Genomic DNA, 16,109 nt, shown 5'->3' on the forward strand with positions numbered 1-16,109 from the left:
CGGTCAGACCAGGGAGGACCGCTCGATGCCGGACCACGGAACGCACACATCATCACCGACACCCGCACGGCGGACGAGTGCACGCCGCCAGTGGCTGTGGATCGGTGGTGCCGCCGTCGTGGTGGTCGCGGTCGTCGCCGCGGTCGTGCTCTGGCTGCCGAGCGCGTCCGGACCCGACGGTCGGCGGATCGCCGAGCGCCGCACGCCCGCCCAGGTCTTCCCGGGCGGTCTCGCACGACAGCCCTCGGCCGACAACCAGGCCGCGCGGTTCATGACCAGCGCGCGTGCCGAGGGGCAGGACGACACCGCCGACCGCCTGGCCGTCATCGCAGACCAGCCGATCGCGACGTGGCTGACGAACTCCTCGACCACGGTGACCCGGCAGACGATCCAGCGCGTCGTGGCGAGCGCGAAGGCACAGGACAAGACGCCGGTGTTCGTGCTGTACGCCGTGCCCGACCGCGACTGCGGCAGCTACTCGAAGGGCGGGACGGAGCGCTCCGCGTACGTGCCGTGGGTGCGTTCGGCCGTCAGGGCGATGGCCGGGTCGCACGCCGTGGTGCTCGTCGAACCCGACGCCATCGCCCAGATCCAGAACTGCAAGCGCCTGACCGACACACGGCTCCCCCTGCTGCGGAAGGCGGTCGGCGCGCTGACGGGGCACGGCCTGACGGTGTACCTGGACGGCGGCAACGAGAACCGGGTGCCCACCGCGACGATGGCGAAGTGGCTGCGGCAGGCCGGGGTCGACCAGACGCAGGGCTTCTTCACGAACGTGTCGAACTTCTACCGCGTCGACCAGGAACGCGCCTACGCCGACCACCTCGCCGACGCCATCGGGGGCGATCCGCACTTCGTCATCGACGTCTCGCGCAACGGTCAGGGGTGGAAGGGCACCTGGTGCAACCCGTCCGGTGCGGGCCTCGGCCAGGACCCGCACGTGGCCGCCGGGTCCTCGCGCCTCGACGCCCTGCTCTGGGTGAAGACCCCCGGCCTGAGCGACGGCACCTGCAACGGCGGTCCGGCGGCCGGACAGTGGTGGGAGTCGTACGCGCTCGCACTGGTCGCGAACCGCAAGGGGTGACAGAACACGCACAGCAGCGCGGGGTCGGCTCCCGATGTCGGTGCACCGGGGTTGCATGGGCACCATGACCGCCGCCCAGCTCCGATCCGTCGTCCCGCCGTACCTGCTGCGCGCCATCGCGGACGCGCCGTCCGACGCGTTCCCCCGCGCCACCCCGGCCGCGCGCACAGCGCTTGCCTCGCTCGACGTCGTCCAGGCACCCAAGCACCAGGCCCGGGTCGCCCCGCAGCGGCTCACCGCACCGGACCGGTCGCCGCAGCGCAGCATCTCGGATGCCCGCGGAACGACCACGCTGCCCGGTACGCTCGTCCGCTCCGAGGGCGATCCCGACACCGGTGACGCCGCCGTCGACGAGGCCTACGCCGGCCTGGGCGCGACGCACGCGTTCTGGCTCGACGTGTTCGGGCGCGTGTCGATCGACGGGGCCGGTCTGCCGCTCGACGCCACGGTGCACTACGGGCAGGACTACGACAACGCGTACTGGGACGGCAGCCGCATGGTGTTCGGCGACGGGGACGGCGAGGTCTTCACCCGCTTCACGATCGCGCTCGACGTCATCGGCCACGAGCTCACCCACGGCGTCACGCAGTACACCGCCGACCTGACCTACCAGGGGCAGTCCGGGGCGCTGAACGAGTCGATCAGCGACGTGTTCGGGTCCCTCGTCGCGCAGTACGCCAAGGGACAGACCACCGACCAGGCGAGCTGGCTGATCGGCGAGGGGCTGTTCCTGCCCGCGGTGCACGGTGTCGCCCTCCGCTCCATGAAGGCCCCCGGCACCGCGTACGACGACCCGGTGCTGGGCAAGGACCCACAGCCGGCGACGATGGCCGGGTACGTCGACACCACGGACGACGCCGGCGGAGTGCACACGAACTCGGGCATCCCGAACCACGCCTTCTACCTCGCAGCCACGGCGATCGGAGGCAAGGCCTGGGAGGGCGCCGGCGCTGTCTGGTGGGACGCGCTGACCTCGGCTGCGGTGACGGCGTCGATCGACTTCGCCGGGTTCGCCCGCGTCACCGTGTCGGCGGCCGACGCGCGGTTCGGTGCCGGGTCCAGCGAGTCCCAGGCCGTCAGTGCCGCATGGAAGGACGTCGGCGTCCTGGCCTGACCCGGGCGCAACTGCGGGCACGGACTGCGCGTACCGTCGGGCACATGCAGATCGTCGTCCGCCGGACCGGAGGGATCGCCGGCATGACCCGCAGCTGGCGCATCGACACCGAGTCGTGTGCCGACCCCGACGCCTGGTCGACCCTGGTCGACGGGCTGCCCGACGAACCGCCCGTCCGCCCGCAGCCCGTGCCCGACGACTTCGAGTGGACGATCACCGTCGCCCGCACCACCGTCCGGGTGCCGGGCAGCCAGCTGGACGGCCAGTGGGCCGCGCTCGTGGAGCGGGTGCGCGCGGAGGGCGAGCCGGCCTGACGGCGCCGCGCCGGGCCTCCCGTCCGGCACCGCACTCGGAGCGGTCCTGCGGATCGCACCCCCTGCCGGACGTTGCGCCCCGGTGCGACGGGGCGCGACGTCCGCGACGGGGTGCGAACCGCCGGCGACGGCCTCGGAGCGCCCCGGCGACGGCTTCGCGCCGTGCCGTCAGTCGACGTCGATGACCGTCAGGCGACGGGTCGGGCGCGTCATCGCCACGTAGACGGCCGCGGCCGCGCGGGCCGCGTCCGCGCCGACCCCGTCCGGGTCGACCAGCAGGACGCCGTCGAACTCCAGGCCCTTGGCGTCGGCGCCGGTCAGCACCGTGACCGAACCAGCCCGCGGCGCGCCGAGGGACCGGACGTCCGAGTCGGTGTCGGCCAGGTGCCGCCGGACGGCCTCGACCTGGGCGTCCGGCACGATCACGCCGGTGGTGCCGGAGCCGATGTGGGCGCGCTCCGTCTCCACCGTGCGGGCGATGGTGTCGAGCACCTCGGCACGCGGCACCCGCAGGCGCACCACCGGGTCGCCGTCGCGCACGGCCTGGTTGGCGGTCACGGTCAGACCGGCAGAGGCGGCGAACTCGCCCGCGGCCTGCACGATCGAGCGCGGCGTGCGGTAGTTGACGGTGAGTTCCTCGACCCGGTGGGCGAGCGGGACCTGCGGCGCGCGACCACGACGGCGGCGTGCAAGCGCCCCGATGACGTCGTCCCAGGTGCGCGCGGCCCCGGGCGACGAACCCTGCGCCATGTCACCGACGATCGTGAACGAACGCAGCGGGTTGCGTCGCGCCAGCACCCGCCACTGCATGGGCGAGAGCTCCTGGGCCTCGTCGACGACGATGTGGCCGTAGGTCCACTCGCGGTCCTCGGCGGCGCGCTCGGCGGTGGTGCGGGGGTCGCCGCCCTCGGCGAAGGCGCCCGCGACCTGCTCCGCGGACACGATGCCCTCGACGCCCATGTTCTCGATGGCCTGGCGCGCGTTCTCGATGTCCCGGTTGCGGCTGGCCTTCGCCTGGCGCTTGGCGGCACCGCCCGTGGGGTCGAACGTGCCGAGGAGTTCGGCGGCCTCGTCGAGCAGCGGGACGTCCTCGACCGTGAACCCCACGCCCCGCTCGCGGGTCAGCAGGGCACGGCGCTCCGGGGACCAGTTCGGGGTCAGGGACGCGAGCCAGTTCGGTCGGGCGTACAGGTCCTCGAGCAGCTTCTCGGCCGGCAGTGGCAGCCACGCGGTGTTGAGCAGCACGCGGGCGTCGTACGACGAGCGGATGTCCTCGCGCAGCACCTTGAGGTCGGCGTCGTCGACCGTCGTGCCACGTTCGCGCAGCTGGTCGGCGAGCAGCTTCACCATCGCGTCGAGCGCCGACTTGTTGAACGTGATGCGGGCGACGTTGTGCGGCTTGCCCCGGTCCTGCGCACGGTGCATCGCGTCGGCGACGAGCTGCGGCGGGACGACCAGGCGCTCGCCCTCGACGTCGAGCGTGGTGGGCTCGGTCGGGACGACCTGGCGGGACCGCACGGCACGGCGCAGCAGGTCGGCCATCTCGCCGGACCCCTTCACCGCGGCGACGTCACGGCGGTCGTGGGTGGAGGTCCGGACGCCCGGGTACAGCGACCCGAGCGAGGCCATCACGACGCCGGTCTCACCGAGCGAGGGGAGCACCTGCTCGATGTAGGTCAGGAACGCCGGGGACGGTCCGACGACCAGCACGCCCGAGCCCCGCAGGCGCTCGCGGTACGAGTACAGCAGGTAGGCCGCGCGGTGCAGTGCGACGGCGGTCTTGCCGGTGCCGGGGCCGCCCTGCACGATCAGGACGCCCTCGAGCGGGGAGCGGATGATGCGGTCCTGCTCGCCCTGGATCGTCGCGACGATGTCGGTCATGCGCCCGGTGCGCTCGGCGGTGACGGCAGCCAGCAGTGCACCCTCGCCCTGCAGGTGGGTGCGCTCGTCGTCGTAGAGCGTGGCGTCGAAGACCTCGTCCTCGACGCCCACGACCCTGCGGCCCTCGAGCGACAGGTGCCGGCGGGCGCGCATGCCCATCGGGTGCGCGGCGGTGGCCTGGTAGAAGGCACTGGCACCGGGGACGCGCCAGTCCAGCAGCAGCGGCCGGTGCTCGGCGTCGCGCAGCCCGACGCGGCCGATGTAGCGGAACGCGCTCTCGCCGTCGGACGGGTCGGCGACCTCGAGCCGCCCGAACACCAGGCGGTCGCCCACGCGCTCGAGCGTCTGGATGGTGTCTTCGTAGAGCTTGGCGAACGCGTCGCGCTCGCTACGGCTCTGGTGGTTCCCACCGACCGCCTGGCGGCGGGTCTCGGCGAGTCGCTGTTCGGCCTCGGCGGTCAGCTCGTCGAGGCGGGCGAAGAGCCCGTCGACGTACCCGCGCTCGCGGTCGATCTCGGTCGGTTCGGACACACGCAACCCTTCGGGACAGGGGTATCCAGTGTAGTCCCACCGAACCGGACGGGGGGGGGGGGGGGGGGGGGGGGCCCCCCCCCCCCCCCCACCAGTCCGCCCCCACTCGTGTTCCGACACCGGCAAGGAGGCCGTGAAGTGTCAGCAGCAACAGAGATCCCCGCCGCCGTCCCGAACCCCACGGGGCTCGAACCGCAGAAGCGGCGGCGTGGCGGCCTGAACGCCGAGCACGGCCGCTGGGCCGTGTACCTGATCGGCCCGACGATCGTGCTGTTGGCGATCGTGATCGGCTACCCGGTCGTCAGTGCGATCATCCAGTCGTTCCAGCTCGACGCCGGACTCGACAAGGCGACCGGCCTGTTCGTGCAGGGCGGCTTCGCCGGGGTCACCAACTACGCGCACTGGCTCGGACAGCAGTGCGGCAACGTCACCTGCCCGCCCGGCAGCCTCGGCTCGCAGTTCTGGGTGTCGATGGGCAACACCGTCTTCTTCACGATCGTCACCGTCGCGTTCGAGACGCTGATCGGCGTGTGGATGGCGATCATCATGAACCGCAACTTCACGGGCCGCGCCCTGGTCCGCGCCGCGATCCTGGTACCGTGGGCGATCCCGACGGCCGTCACCGCGAAGCTCTGGTACTTCATCTTCGACGCGAACGGCGTGCTCAACCACGTCATCGGTCACCAGATCCTGTGGACCAGCGGCGAGTGGGCATCGCGGTGGGCGGTCATCATCGCCGACACGTGGAAGACCACCCCGTTCATGGCGCTGCTGATCCTGGCGGGCCTGCAGCTCATCCCCGAGGACGTCTACGAGGCCGGCAAGATGGACGGTGCGTCGACGCTGCAGCGCTTCTGGCTGATCACGCTGCCGCTGCTGCGACCCGCGCTCATGGTCGCGATCCTGTTCCGCGTGCTCGACGCGCTGCGCATGTACGACCTGCCTGCGATCCTGACCGGCGGCGGTGGTGGGTCCGGCAACGCCACCACGACGCTGTCGATCCTGGTGGTCGACCAGATCCGGCAGGGGTTCAACTCCGCATCGGCCCTGTCGACGATCACGTTCCTGGTCATCTTCATCGTCGCCTTCCTGTTCGTGCGCTTCCTCGGAGCGAACGTCGTGCAGACGCAGGCAGCCCAGCAGAAGGGTGAACTCAAGTGACGCTCGCAGCCGATCGCCCCCGGTCCACGACCCGCTCGCGCGAGAAGTCGATCGACCGCGCCGACGTCCGCATCAAGCGCGACACCGGTCCTCGTGTCCGCACGGCCGTGCAGGCGATCGTCATCGCGGTCTGGTGCCTGCTGCCGTTCTACTGGATGGTCGTCACGAGCTTCCGCGACGTCGGGTTCACGTTCGACGCCACCCCCTGGCCGACCCACGTCACGCTCGACAACTACACGACGGCGTTCTCCACCGCGCTCGGCAACCACCTGGGGCGCGCGCTGGCGAACAGCCTGCTCATCGGTGGGGTCGTCACGATCATCGCGCTGCTGGTCGGCACGAGCGCGGCCTACGCGCTGGCCCGGCTGGAGTTCAAGGGCAAGTCGCTCATCGCCGGTGCGATCCTGGCGGCGTCGATGTTCCCGGGCGTCGCGCTCATCTCGCCGCTGTTCCAGCTCTTCACGGACATCGGCTGGATGGGGTCGTACCAGGCGCTGATCCTGCCGAGCATCTCGTTCGTGCTGCCGCTGACGGTCTACACGCTCGCGAGCTTCTTCCGCGAGATGCCGTGGGACCTCGAAGAGGCCGCCCGCATCGACGGGTGCACCCGCGTGCAGGCCTTCCGGCGGATCATCCTGCCGCTCGCCGCGCCCGCGGTGTTCACGACCGCGATCCTGGCGTTCATCTCGTCCTGGAACGAGTACCTCATCTCGTCGCAGCTGTCGAGCGACGCCACTCAGCCCGTGACCGTCGCCATCGCGTCGTTCGCCGGTTCCCAGCCCCACCAGGAGCCGTACACCGCCGTGATGGCGGCGGGGACGATCGTCACGATCCCGCTCGTCATCCTGGTGCTCGTGTTCCAGCGACGCATCGTGGCCGGCCTGACCGCCGGCGGCGTGAAGGGCTGACGGCCATGGCCCTGCGTTCCCCGCGTCGACCCTCGGCGCCCATCGAGGAGGCGATCGGCTTCGTCGGCTTCTTCGGCATCGCGTTCCTGCTCGTCACGGTGTTCTGCGAGTTCACGGGACGCCCCGCCCTGGGCTGGGCACTCACCCTGCTGGCCTGCGTGCTCGCCGTGGTCGTGCTCGACGTCTGGCGGGTGCGGGTGCTCCGGCGGACCGCGAGCGCGGACGGCTGACGGGCCTCCAGGCCGTGTGATGGGGATCCAGGAGATCGCGACCGTCACGGGGCTGTCCAAGGCCACGGTCTCCCGCGCGTTGCGCGGACTGCCGACGGTCGCGGACACCACGATCGACCAGGTCCGGCGGGTCGCCGACGAACTCGGGTACGTCCCCAGTTCGGCGGCGGCCGGTCTGGCCACCGGACGGCAGCGCGCGGTCGGTGTCGTCGTGCCGGTGATCGACCGGTGGTTCTACGTCAAGGCCATGGGTGGGGTCGACGCCGAGCTGCGCCGCGCCGGGTACGACCTGGTGCTCTACAACCTGGGCGGCCCGGACGGCGACCGTGACCGTGCCTTCCGGCGCTCGATGCTGCGGCACCGCGTCGATGCCCTCGTGCTGCTGTCGCTCGTGCTCGACGCGACCGAGCGGAACGAACTGCAGCTGAGCCGCCACCCGATGATCGTGATCGGCGGGCCGGCCCCGGGCATCCGGAACGTCGGCGTGGACGACCTGCACGTCGAGGGGCTCGCCGTCGGACACCTGCTCGCACTCGGCCACCGACGGATCGCCTACGTCGGCGGGCAGGACGAGGCCGGGATGAACGTGGCGGTGCCCTACCGGCGGCGCGACGGGTTCCTGGACGGCATGCGCGCCGCCGGGTGCCCCGTGGCCGACCGGTGGCTCGTCGACGGCCGGTTCTCGTTCGCCGGGGGAGTGGCCGCCGGTGCTGCGCTGCTGGACGTCCCCGCTCGGGACCGGCCGACGGCGGTGTCCTGTGCGTCCGACGAGATGGCGCTCGGCGTGCTGCTCACCGCCGCCCGGCTGGGCTTGCGCGTGCCGGAGGACCTGTCGGTGGTCGGCATCGACGGCCACGAGTACGGCGCTCCGGCGGGGTTGACGACCGTCGCGCAGGACCCCGAGGCGCAGGGGCGGACCGCCGCGCTCGCGGTCCTGGCCGAGGTCGACGGCGCTCCGGCCGACCTGCTGCCCGCGGCCCCGGCACGGCTGGTGGTCCGGCGGAGCACCGCGGCGCCGCGGATCTGAGGCTCGGTCCCTGCGCGGCGTGCTGGCGCGGACGTTCGCTGCCTGCCGGCGCGGACGTTCGCTGCCTGCCGGCGCGGACGTTCGCTGCCTGCCGGCGCGGACGTTCGCCGCCCGCCGGCGCGTACGCTCGCGGCATGCAGGTGACGAAGCTCGAACACGCGTGCCAGATCGTCGAGCAGGACGGTGCCCGACTGGTCATCGACCCCGGCGGCTTCACGCGCGACGTCGACGTCGACGGGGTGGTGGCGGTCGTCGTCACCCACGAACACGCGGACCACGTCATGCCCGAACAGCTCACCCGGATCCTCGGAGCGAACCCCGGTGCGCGGGTGTTCGGGCCGCCCGGGGTCGCCCGGGCACTCGCCGACACCGGCGTGCACGTCGAGGTCGTGACGGACGGTGCGCGGCACTCGGTCGGGCCGTTCGACCTGACGTTCCACGGCACGCAGCACACCGTCATCCACGCGTCCGTTCCGGTCGTCGACAACACCGGCGTGCTGGTGGGCGGGCGGCTCTTCTTCCCCGGGGACAGCTACACGGTGCCCGGGGTCCCCGTCGAGGTGCTCGCGGCCCCGGTGGGTGCGCCGTGGCTCAAGGTCGCCGAGATGATGGACTACGTCACCGCGATCGCACCGCGCCGCGCCTACCCGGTGCACGAGGCGACACTGTCCGACATCGGGTTCGACATGCACGTCGGGCGCCTGCGGCAGGTCGTGGAGCCCGCCGGGGAACTCGTCGTGTTGCGCCCGGGGGAGTCGATGGCCCTCTGACCGGGCGGTGGTGACGGCGTGGCCGGCCTGCGACACGCCTCGTTTTGGCGCGCTGCCGGGCTTGTGCAATACTTGTCTAGTTGTCGGAACGGCCCCATCGTACAGAGGCCTAGTACGTCGCCCTCTCACGGCGGTAACGCGGGTTCGAATCCCGCTGGGGTCACCACGGTGGCTTCCTCCGAGTCCGACAACAAGTATGCCGCGGCCCCATCGTATAGCGGCCTAGTACGCTGCCCTCTCACGGCGGTAACGCGGGTTCGAATCCCGCTGGGGTCACCACCAGAACTCCCGTCGGACATCGTCCGGCGGGAGTTCTCGCGTTCAGGCCGCACGTGTTGCGCGTGACCAGTTCAGCTCGCCGCCGTGACGTCCCGGACGACGAAGCGCGGGATCTCCACCGCCAGCGTCGCGCGGCACGTGGTGAAGGTCGGCCCCGTCCGCACGTGTTCGAGCCGCACGCGCAGCACGCCGTCGTCGCCGGCCACGTCGACCGACCACCCACCCGGTTCGCTCGGCAGCTCGGTCGCGGACATCGGTCGGAACGCGTCCAGGCGCGTGTCGCCGGTGTGCCGGACCGCGGCGGCGACGGCTGCCTGCTCGACGTGCGACAGGGTCGACCGCCCGCGGTACCCGTCCTGCAGGACCCGACCCTGCAGGTACGCATCCGCGATCGCCACCGGGTCGTGGTCGTCGACACGACCGTGGTTCACCCCGTGCGGGAACAGCATCATGGTGGCGGCGAAGCGGTCACCACCCAGGTGCGAGCACTCCCACGTCTCGTCGGGGTAGGCCTCGGACAGCCGCTCGGCGACCGCCCGACCCCGCACCGCGCAGCACGCGTCGTGGCGCCCGTGTGCACACACCACGAACAGCGCCTGGTCGGACGGGACCCCGGAGCTGCCGTCGAGCGGGAGCGTCAGGAACTCGTGCGGGGACGAGACTTCGCCCCAGTGCGTCGTCGCGCGTTCGGCGTCGACCACGGCCCACCGCCACCGGCCGGAGCCGCGGGAGCGCCCCGGTCGACGCACGGCCAGGATCCGCATGCCGGCGTGCTGCACCCGCCGGGCGATCGCCGCACCCAGCTCGGGGTCGAGCACGGGGGAGTCCGTCCACACGTTCCAGCCCCAGGCGCCGGCGACCTCGACGAGCAGCCAGCGCTTGCCGGGGGACGCCGTGGCCGACACGTCCTCGTCGCGCAGACGGGCGCCCGCGCTGCAGGCCGGACCGCCGCTCGAGCGGGGGAGTCCGGGGTCGGTCGGTCCGGTACGACGCCACTCGGTCACGAGGCCGGTACCAGCACGCCTTCCCGCAGCAGGCGTCGCACGACGACGACGGCGTCGTCCTCGTCGAGCCCCGGCAGCGTGCCGACCGCGTGGATGGTGCCGTCCGACAGCGCATGCAGTGCGTCGGAGCACACGGCGGGCAGCCGCACGGTCGTCCTCGGCAGCGTGATCGCGACCTGGGCGCCCTCGGTGCGGACGTCCGCCGGCATGCCCTCGCGCCAGCGCACCCGGTCGGTGCCGGTCAGCGCCGCCGCGACCTCGACCGTGTGCAGGGGACGGACGGGTTCGGGCCGGGTGGACCGAGCGAAGCGGGCTCCGACCGTGGCGGCGACGGCGGGCGAGGGGTCCTCCGTCGTCGTCAGCGCGGCGACCAGTTCGTCGGCGGCCGCACGGACCTCGGTGGCGATCTGCTCGGGGTCGCCGAGGTCGATGCCGAGGGGCAGCGACGCCCGCAGCGCATCGGAGCGCAGGGCGCGTTCGACGAGCACCCGGGCCAGGTCCGACCGTGTGACGGCGGGCATGCCGATCGTCAGGTGGATGGTGGTGCCGCCGAGCGCGGTCGCCGAGTGCAGGTACCCACGGGGCAGGTAGAGGGCGTCGCCCGGTGCCAGCACCGTGTCGATCGCGGGCGTGCCGGCAGCGCGGGCGGCCACGGCGTCGCGGTGGTCGCTCCACGGCTCGTCGCCGAACGGCAGCTCGTGGACCGGCTCGTGGATCACCCAGCGTTTCTCGCCGGCGATCTGCAGCACGAACACGTCGTGCACGTCGTAGTGCGGGTCGAACCCGCGCGAGGACGCCGGGGTGATGTACGCGTTGACCTGGGCCGGGTGCCCGAGCTCGGCGACCAGGCGCCGCGTGAACTCCTGCAGCGGCGGCCAGGTGCGGTGCAGACCCTGCAGCACGATGGTGGACCCGGCGGCGAACTCGGCGAGCACCTTCTCGGAACTGACCTGGTCACCGACCTCGGCGCCGTAGCCGCCCGGTGCGGTGAACGCCTGCGGGGACAGCACCGAGCCGTCCTTCGCCATCCGGATGAACGGCGTCCGGAGCCCCCGGACACTCAGCAGCTCGTCGGCCGCCTGGGTGGAGAACAGGTCGTCGAACGTCGACCCGAGGTCGTCGGCGCTACTCAGGAGCGCCTGCCGGCCCCAGTACCGGTCGGCGAAGTCGTCGGCCGGGACGGCGACGCACCGCTGGAGTGCGCTCGCCGTCCCCACCGTCTCGAGCCCTCGGCTCACGCGGAGCCGTCCGCGCCGCCGTCGTGGCCGTTGGGGTTGGCGCCGCCGTCCGCGGGGCCTTCGCCCGCGTCGGCGGAGCCGTCCGCACCGCCGTCGTGGCCGTTCGGGTTCGCGCCGCCGTCCGCGGGGCCTTCACCGGCGTCGGCGGAGCCGTCCGCACCGCCGTCGTGGCCGTTCGGGTTCGCGCCGCCGTCCGCCGGGCCTTCGCCGGCGCTCTGCGGGTCGGTCGTGATGTCGTCGTCGTTGATGCTCATGGTGGTCCCTTGTTCACCGAGCGGCGCGGTGCCGTCTGCGCCCGAGCGTAGGACGTGCGGCTGACGAGGGTCCAGGATTGTCCCGTGCATGACGACCGACCACCCCATCTCCGCTGGCACCTGATCGGTCTCGTGGCCCTCGGCGGCGCGATCGGCACCGCCGTGCGAGCCGTGCTGTCCGACCTGGCACCCGCGGTCGACGGCCTGAGCTGGACGATCCTGGCGATCAACGTCGTCGGGGCGTTCTGCCTCGGGCTGCTGCTCGAGGCGCTCGCGCGGCGCGGCCCCGACGTCGGACGGCGGCGCACCGTGCGGCTGCTCGTGGGCACGGGGGTGCTCGGCGGGTTCACGACCTACAGCACCCTGGCGGACGACACCGCACGGCTGCTCGTCGACGGCCGATGGGGCGCCGGGGCCGGGTACGCGCTGCTCTCCGTGGTGCTCGGGCTCGCAGCGGTGGTCGTCGGGCTGGTCGTGGCCACCCGGGGGCGCACCGCCGGGAGCGGACGGTGAGCCCGCTCGAGGTGCTGCTGGTCGCCGTGGGCGGCGGGCTCGGGGCAGCGCTGCGCTTCGTCCTGGACGGCGTCGTGAAGTCCCGCGTCAGCGGCTTCCCGCTCGGCACCATGGTCATCAACGTGAGCGGATCGCTCGTCCTGGGGCTGCTGACCGGCCTGGGCCAGGCCGGGACGCTCGCTCTCGTGCCCGTCGCGGTGCTCGGCACGGGCATGATGGGTGGGTACACGACGTTCTCGACGGCGAGTGTCGAGACCGTGCGACTCGTGCAGGCCGGCAAGACCGGCTCCGCAGTCCTGAACAGCCTCGGCATGCTCGTCGTCTCGGTCGGCGCAGCCGCGCTCGGCCTCTGGCTCGGAAGGAACACATGACCTCGGAACGCCCCGGCGAACTCGTCCTCGTCCGTCACGGGGAGACGGAGTGGTCCAAGAGCGGTCAGCACACCGGCCGCACGGACATCCCGCTCACCGACAACGGCATCGAGCAGGCGCAGCGCGCCGGACGGTACCTGGCCGATCGGGACTTCGCGCTCGCGCTTTCGAGCCCACTCCGGCGTGCCCGCGACACCGCCGCGCTCATCGGCCTGGACCCCGAGCTCGACGAGGACCTGTACGAGTGGGACTACGGCGCGTACGAGGGCCTGACGACCCCGCAGATCAAGGTGCAGCGCCACGGCCCGTGGGACCTGTGGACCGACGGTGTGCCCGCCGGAGCGACCCCGGGCGAGTCCGCGGCCGAGGTGCGTGTCCGGGCGGAACGCGTGCTCGACCGCGCGCGCCTGGTGCTGGCCGAGGGCCAGGACGCCGTCTTCGTCGCGCACGGCCACGTGCTGCGGGCGATCGGCGCGGCGTGGATCCGGCTCGCCCCCCAGGACGGCGCGGTGCTGGCACTGTCGACCGCCTCGGTGAGCGTGCTCGGCTACGAGCACGGCCGCCCCGTCATCGACGCCTGGAACATCCAGCCCCGCTAGCCGCGGAACCCGCCGGACGGGAGGCCGCCAGCGGGACGACACGATCGATGTCGTACGACGTCGGCGATGTCGTTCCGAGTCAGCCGCGGGGGCGGGGGCGGGGTGCGCGTCAGACCGTGGCCTGGGTGCCGTGCACGCGTCCGACCACGACGTCGACGATCCCCGCGACGAGGGCCGCCGCGACGAACGCCAGCGACACGCCGAGCCCGAGCGGCAGCCCGGTCGTGTGGTCACCGTTCGAGCTGGCGAGTGCCGAGTAGAACACGCTGCCGACGGCCGCGATCCCGATCGCCGAGCCGACGCGGGCGCCGACCTGGATCAGCCCGCCCGCCGAGCCCCCCTGTTCGACGGGCACCTCGGACAGGGTGAGGGTCTGGTTCGGCGAGATCGTCAGCCCGGACCCGATGCCGGCGACCAGCAGCGGTGCGATGAGCCACCAGCCCAGGTCGGGACCGTAGTGGTTCGACACCACCCACACCACGGCGCCCAGGCCGATCAGCACCAGGATCGTGCCGATCACGATGAGCTGTCGGCCGAACCGGTGCACGATCCGCCCGCCGATGGTCGACGCGATGCCCGAGCCGACCGCGAACGGCACACTCGTCGCACCGGCCAGCAGCGCCGAGTAGTGCAGCCCGGACTGCAGGGTCAGGGTCAGCACGAAGAACAGCGGGGTGAAGCCGGCGAAGTACAGCGTGGCGAGTCCCACACCGAGCGAGAAGGACCGGCGGCGGAACAGCCCGAGGTCGATCACCGGTTCCTTGGTCCGCGCGTACCGGCGCTCCCACAGCACGAACGCCACGGCGAGCACCACGGCGACGACCACGAGCCACCACTTCGTGCCGCTCTTCCACACCTCGGACTGCACGAACGGCAGCAGCAGCGCCACGACGGCCGCACCGAGCAGGGCGATGCCCACCGGGTCGAAGTCGTGCTGCTTGCCGCGCTCCGACGACGCCGCTGCGGGCAGGTAGCGGAAGGCCAGGAGGATCGTGATCAGCCCCACGGGCAGGTTCACGAAGAAGACGAAGCGCCACCCGTTCTCGCTGCCGAACGCGGTGATCAGCAGGCCGCCGATCAGCGGGCCGATCGCGGTCGCGATGCCGACCGTCGCGCCGAAGAGCCCGAACGCGGTGCCACGCTCCTTGCCGCGGAAGAGCTGCTGGATGAGCGCGGTGACCTGCGGGGTGAGCAGACCGCCCGCGAGCCCCTGCACCAGGCGGGCGATGACGAGCACCAGGCCGTTCGGGGCGAACCCGCACAGCGCGCTGGCGACGGTGAACAGCCCGACGCCGATGACGAACATCCGACGGCGCCCCGAGGCGTCACCGAGCCGGCCGCCGGGGACCAGCAGCAGCCCGAAGGACAGGGCGTACCCGGACAGGATCCACTGCACGGCCTCGGGGGTGGCCCCGGGCAGGCCGGCGGAGATCGACTGCAGCGCGACGTTCACGATCGAGACGTCGAGCAGCACGATGCCACCACCGAGCAGACAGATGACGAGCGCCTTCCAGCGGTTGGGATCCGGTGCGTCGTCGGCCGGCGGTGGCGACGTCGGCTGCTCGGGCGGACGCGGGGTCGCGGTGGCGGCCGCGTGGTGCGCGGCGTGGTGCTGGACGGTGGGAGCCTGGTCCGGCTCGACGGGTTTGCGGTGATCGGCGCTCATGACGCTCCCACGCTAGGCTCGCCCGTCCCGCCGGTCCGCAGCGAGGGGGCGGTCCGCTGTCCCCCGATCAGACGGTGCGGATCGTGCTCGTCGCTCCGAGGGCCCGTCCACGACGGCGTTCGATGGCGCGTCCGACGGCCAGGAGCGCCACGCTGACCAGGGCGCCCAGGGTGGTCTGCGCGACGCGGTCGAGTGCCAGCAGCTCCGGCGCCTCGGGCACGCTGAGCCACGACACGGCGAGCGCGAGCGGGGTCAGGAACAGCAGGCTGACGGCGTAGTTCCGCGCGACGAAGACCTCGGCGAAGAACTGGCCGACGATCGCGATCACCACGATCCACCAGAGTTCCGGCTCGAGCAGCAGGATCCCCACGGCGATGACGGTGCCGCCGATCGTGCCGACGAAGCGCTGCAGGGCACGAACAACGGTGTGGCGCTGGCGGAGCGCAGGCAAGGTCGACACCACGGCGATGACGGCCCAGTACGGGTGGCCGAGCCCGGGGAAGACCTCGGCGATCGCCCCCGCGACGAGCGCTCCGACGACGTTGAGTGCCACGGTCTCCCACAGTGCCGGGGTGCGCAGCACGGCCAGGGACCGCTGCTTGGGTTCGGCGAGCGGGCGGAACCGGTGTGGCGCTCGGGGGTGGCCGACCCGCCGGACGACGGCGCCGGACATCGCGACGAGCCAGGCCCACACCACCGAGCCCAGGACGATCGCGGTCACGACGGGCAGGTCGGCCGGCCGCAGGGGCACGAGTGCCGACACGACGAACGCGAAGGTCGGGAAGATCGGTTGCGCGGGGATCGTGCGCAGCGCACTGAGGGTGCCGACGGCGACCACCAGCACGACGACGAGTCCGACCGCCTGCAGCCAGAGCGCGGCGCCGGCCATCGACACCGCGATCCCTGCGAACATGCACAGGGTCTGCAGGGCGCCGGCGATGCCCGTCGTGACGGCCCGCTGCCGGTACGGCTCGGTCTGGCCGAAGATCGCGGTGAAGCCGGCGAACATCGCGAAGGCCGCGTACTGGGGCATGCCGAGGGCGACGAGCAGCGCGAGCGGGACGCCGCCGGCCACGGCGGCGCGCGCGGCGCCCTCGAGGTTGACGGTGCGCAGGGAGTGCGGGGGTGTCGGCATACCCGACCATCCTCCCACCGCGACACCTGT

The 16,109-nt window shown here is 72.5% G+C and carries 17 protein-coding genes and 2 tRNA genes; 13 read left to right on the top strand and 6 right to left on the bottom strand.

What is annotated here, in order from left to right:
• Positions 1–25 precede the first annotated feature (25 nt).
• The 3 genes from MT346_RS05820 (at position 26) to MT346_RS05830 (ending at position 2,512) form a co-directional block, all read left to right on the top strand.
• Complete coding sequence (locus MT346_RS05820) at positions 26–1,084, top strand: glycoside hydrolase family 6 protein (RefSeq protein WP_243561885.1); 1,059 nt, start codon at positions 26–28, stop codon at positions 1,082–1,084.
• Positions 1,085–1,148: 64 nt separating this feature from the next.
• Complete coding sequence (locus MT346_RS05825; protein ID WP_243561886.1) at positions 1,149–2,198, top strand: M4 family metallopeptidase; 1,050 nt, start codon at positions 1,149–1,151, stop codon at positions 2,196–2,198.
• Positions 2,199–2,242: 44 nt separating this feature from the next.
• Entirely contained in the window at positions 2,243–2,512 is a 270-nt protein-coding gene (locus tag MT346_RS05830) for a protealysin inhibitor emfourin (protein ID WP_243561887.1), read from the top strand.
• A 168-nt stretch (positions 2,513–2,680) separates the two neighbouring features.
• Here the strand turns inward: MT346_RS05830 and MT346_RS05835 are convergent, their stop codons facing one another.
• On the bottom strand, positions 2,681–4,924 hold the full coding sequence (locus tag MT346_RS05835) for an ATP-binding domain-containing protein (protein WP_243561888.1): 2,244 nt from the start codon (positions 4,922–4,924) through the stop codon (positions 2,681–2,683).
• A gap of 138 nt (positions 4,925–5,062) precedes the next feature.
• Here MT346_RS05835 and MT346_RS05840 point away from each other — a divergent pair, with 138 nt between their 5' ends.
• The 7 genes from MT346_RS05840 (at position 5,063) to MT346_RS05870 (ending at position 9,299) form a co-directional block, all read left to right on the top strand.
• Positions 5,063–6,085 (top strand): carbohydrate ABC transporter permease, encoded by a 1,023-nt coding sequence (locus MT346_RS05840; protein ID WP_374202508.1) that lies wholly within the window; start codon positions 5,063–5,065, stop codon positions 6,083–6,085.
• A complete protein-coding gene (locus tag MT346_RS05845; protein WP_374202509.1) occupies positions 6,082–6,993 on the top strand; it encodes a carbohydrate ABC transporter permease in 912 nt (303 codons plus the stop codon). Before MT346_RS05840 ends, MT346_RS05845 begins: the two co-directional genes overlap by 4 nt.
• 5 nt (positions 6,994–6,998) lie before the next feature.
• Positions 6,999–7,223 (top strand): hypothetical protein, encoded by a 225-nt coding sequence (locus tag MT346_RS05850; RefSeq protein WP_243561889.1) that lies wholly within the window; start codon positions 6,999–7,001, stop codon positions 7,221–7,223.
• A 19-nt stretch (positions 7,224–7,242) separates the two neighbouring features.
• On the top strand, positions 7,243–8,250 hold the full coding sequence (locus tag MT346_RS05855; protein ID WP_243561890.1) for a LacI family DNA-binding transcriptional regulator: 1,008 nt from the start codon (positions 7,243–7,245) through the stop codon (positions 8,248–8,250).
• Between the two features lie 134 nt (positions 8,251–8,384).
• Positions 8,385–9,020 (top strand): MBL fold metallo-hydrolase, encoded by a 636-nt coding sequence (locus tag MT346_RS05860; protein WP_243561891.1) that lies wholly within the window; start codon positions 8,385–8,387, stop codon positions 9,018–9,020.
• 90 nt (positions 9,021–9,110) lie between these two features.
• Positions 9,111–9,186 (top strand) — tRNA-Glu (locus MT346_RS05865).
• Positions 9,187–9,223: 37 nt separating this feature from the next.
• Positions 9,224–9,299 (top strand) — tRNA-Glu (locus tag MT346_RS05870).
• A gap of 71 nt (positions 9,300–9,370) precedes the next feature.
• On the opposite strand, the gene MT346_RS05875 is transcribed toward MT346_RS05870, so the two are convergent.
• Genes MT346_RS05875 through MT346_RS05885 form a run of 3 tightly spaced genes read right to left on the bottom strand, consistent with a single transcriptional unit; the run spans position 9,371 to position 11,795 of the window.
• Positions 9,371–10,303, bottom strand: a complete 933-nt coding sequence (locus tag MT346_RS05875; protein WP_243561892.1) for a sucrase ferredoxin — start codon at positions 10,301–10,303, stop codon at positions 9,371–9,373.
• Positions 10,300–11,541 (bottom strand): JmjC domain-containing protein, encoded by a 1,242-nt coding sequence (locus MT346_RS05880; RefSeq protein WP_243561893.1) that lies wholly within the window; start codon positions 11,539–11,541, stop codon positions 10,300–10,302. The genes MT346_RS05875 and MT346_RS05880 overlap by 4 nt, the downstream gene beginning before the upstream one ends.
• A complete protein-coding gene (locus tag MT346_RS05885) occupies positions 11,538–11,795 on the bottom strand; it encodes a BatC protein (protein WP_243561894.1) in 258 nt (85 codons plus the stop codon). Before MT346_RS05885 ends, MT346_RS05880 begins: the two co-directional genes overlap by 4 nt.
• A gap of 84 nt (positions 11,796–11,879) precedes the next feature.
• On the opposite strand from MT346_RS05885, the gene MT346_RS05890 reads away from it, so the two are divergent.
• From MT346_RS05890 to MT346_RS05900, 3 genes are read left to right on the top strand one after another with little or no spacing between them, the layout of a single operon-like run.
• Positions 11,880–12,308, top strand: a complete 429-nt coding sequence (locus MT346_RS05890) for a CrcB family protein (RefSeq protein ID WP_243561895.1) — start codon at positions 11,880–11,882, stop codon at positions 12,306–12,308.
• The gene (crcB, locus tag MT346_RS05895; RefSeq protein ID WP_243561896.1) at positions 12,305–12,679 is read left to right on the top strand and encodes a fluoride efflux transporter CrcB; all 375 of its coding nucleotides are present in this window, start codon (positions 12,305–12,307) and stop codon (positions 12,677–12,679) included. Before MT346_RS05890 ends, crcB begins: the two co-directional genes overlap by 4 nt.
• Positions 12,676–13,278, top strand: a complete 603-nt coding sequence (locus MT346_RS05900; protein WP_243561897.1) for a histidine phosphatase family protein — start codon at positions 12,676–12,678, stop codon at positions 13,276–13,278. The genes crcB and MT346_RS05900 overlap by 4 nt, the downstream gene beginning before the upstream one ends.
• A gap of 109 nt (positions 13,279–13,387) precedes the next feature.
• Here MT346_RS05900 and MT346_RS05905 read toward each other — a convergent pair whose 3' ends face one another.
• Positions 13,388–14,944 (bottom strand): MFS transporter, encoded by a 1,557-nt coding sequence (locus MT346_RS05905; RefSeq protein WP_243561898.1) that lies wholly within the window; start codon positions 14,942–14,944, stop codon positions 13,388–13,390.
• A 67-nt stretch (positions 14,945–15,011) separates the two neighbouring features.
• The gene (locus MT346_RS05910) at positions 15,012–16,079 is read right to left on the bottom strand and encodes an FUSC family protein (RefSeq protein WP_243561899.1); all 1,068 of its coding nucleotides are present in this window, start codon (positions 16,077–16,079) and stop codon (positions 15,012–15,014) included.
• Between the last annotated feature and the right edge of the window lie 30 nt (positions 16,080–16,109).

The organism is Curtobacterium sp. VKM Ac-2922 (assembly GCF_022815645.1).
In the GTDB taxonomy this organism is placed as follows: domain Bacteria; phylum Actinomycetota; class Actinomycetes; order Actinomycetales; family Microbacteriaceae; genus Curtobacterium.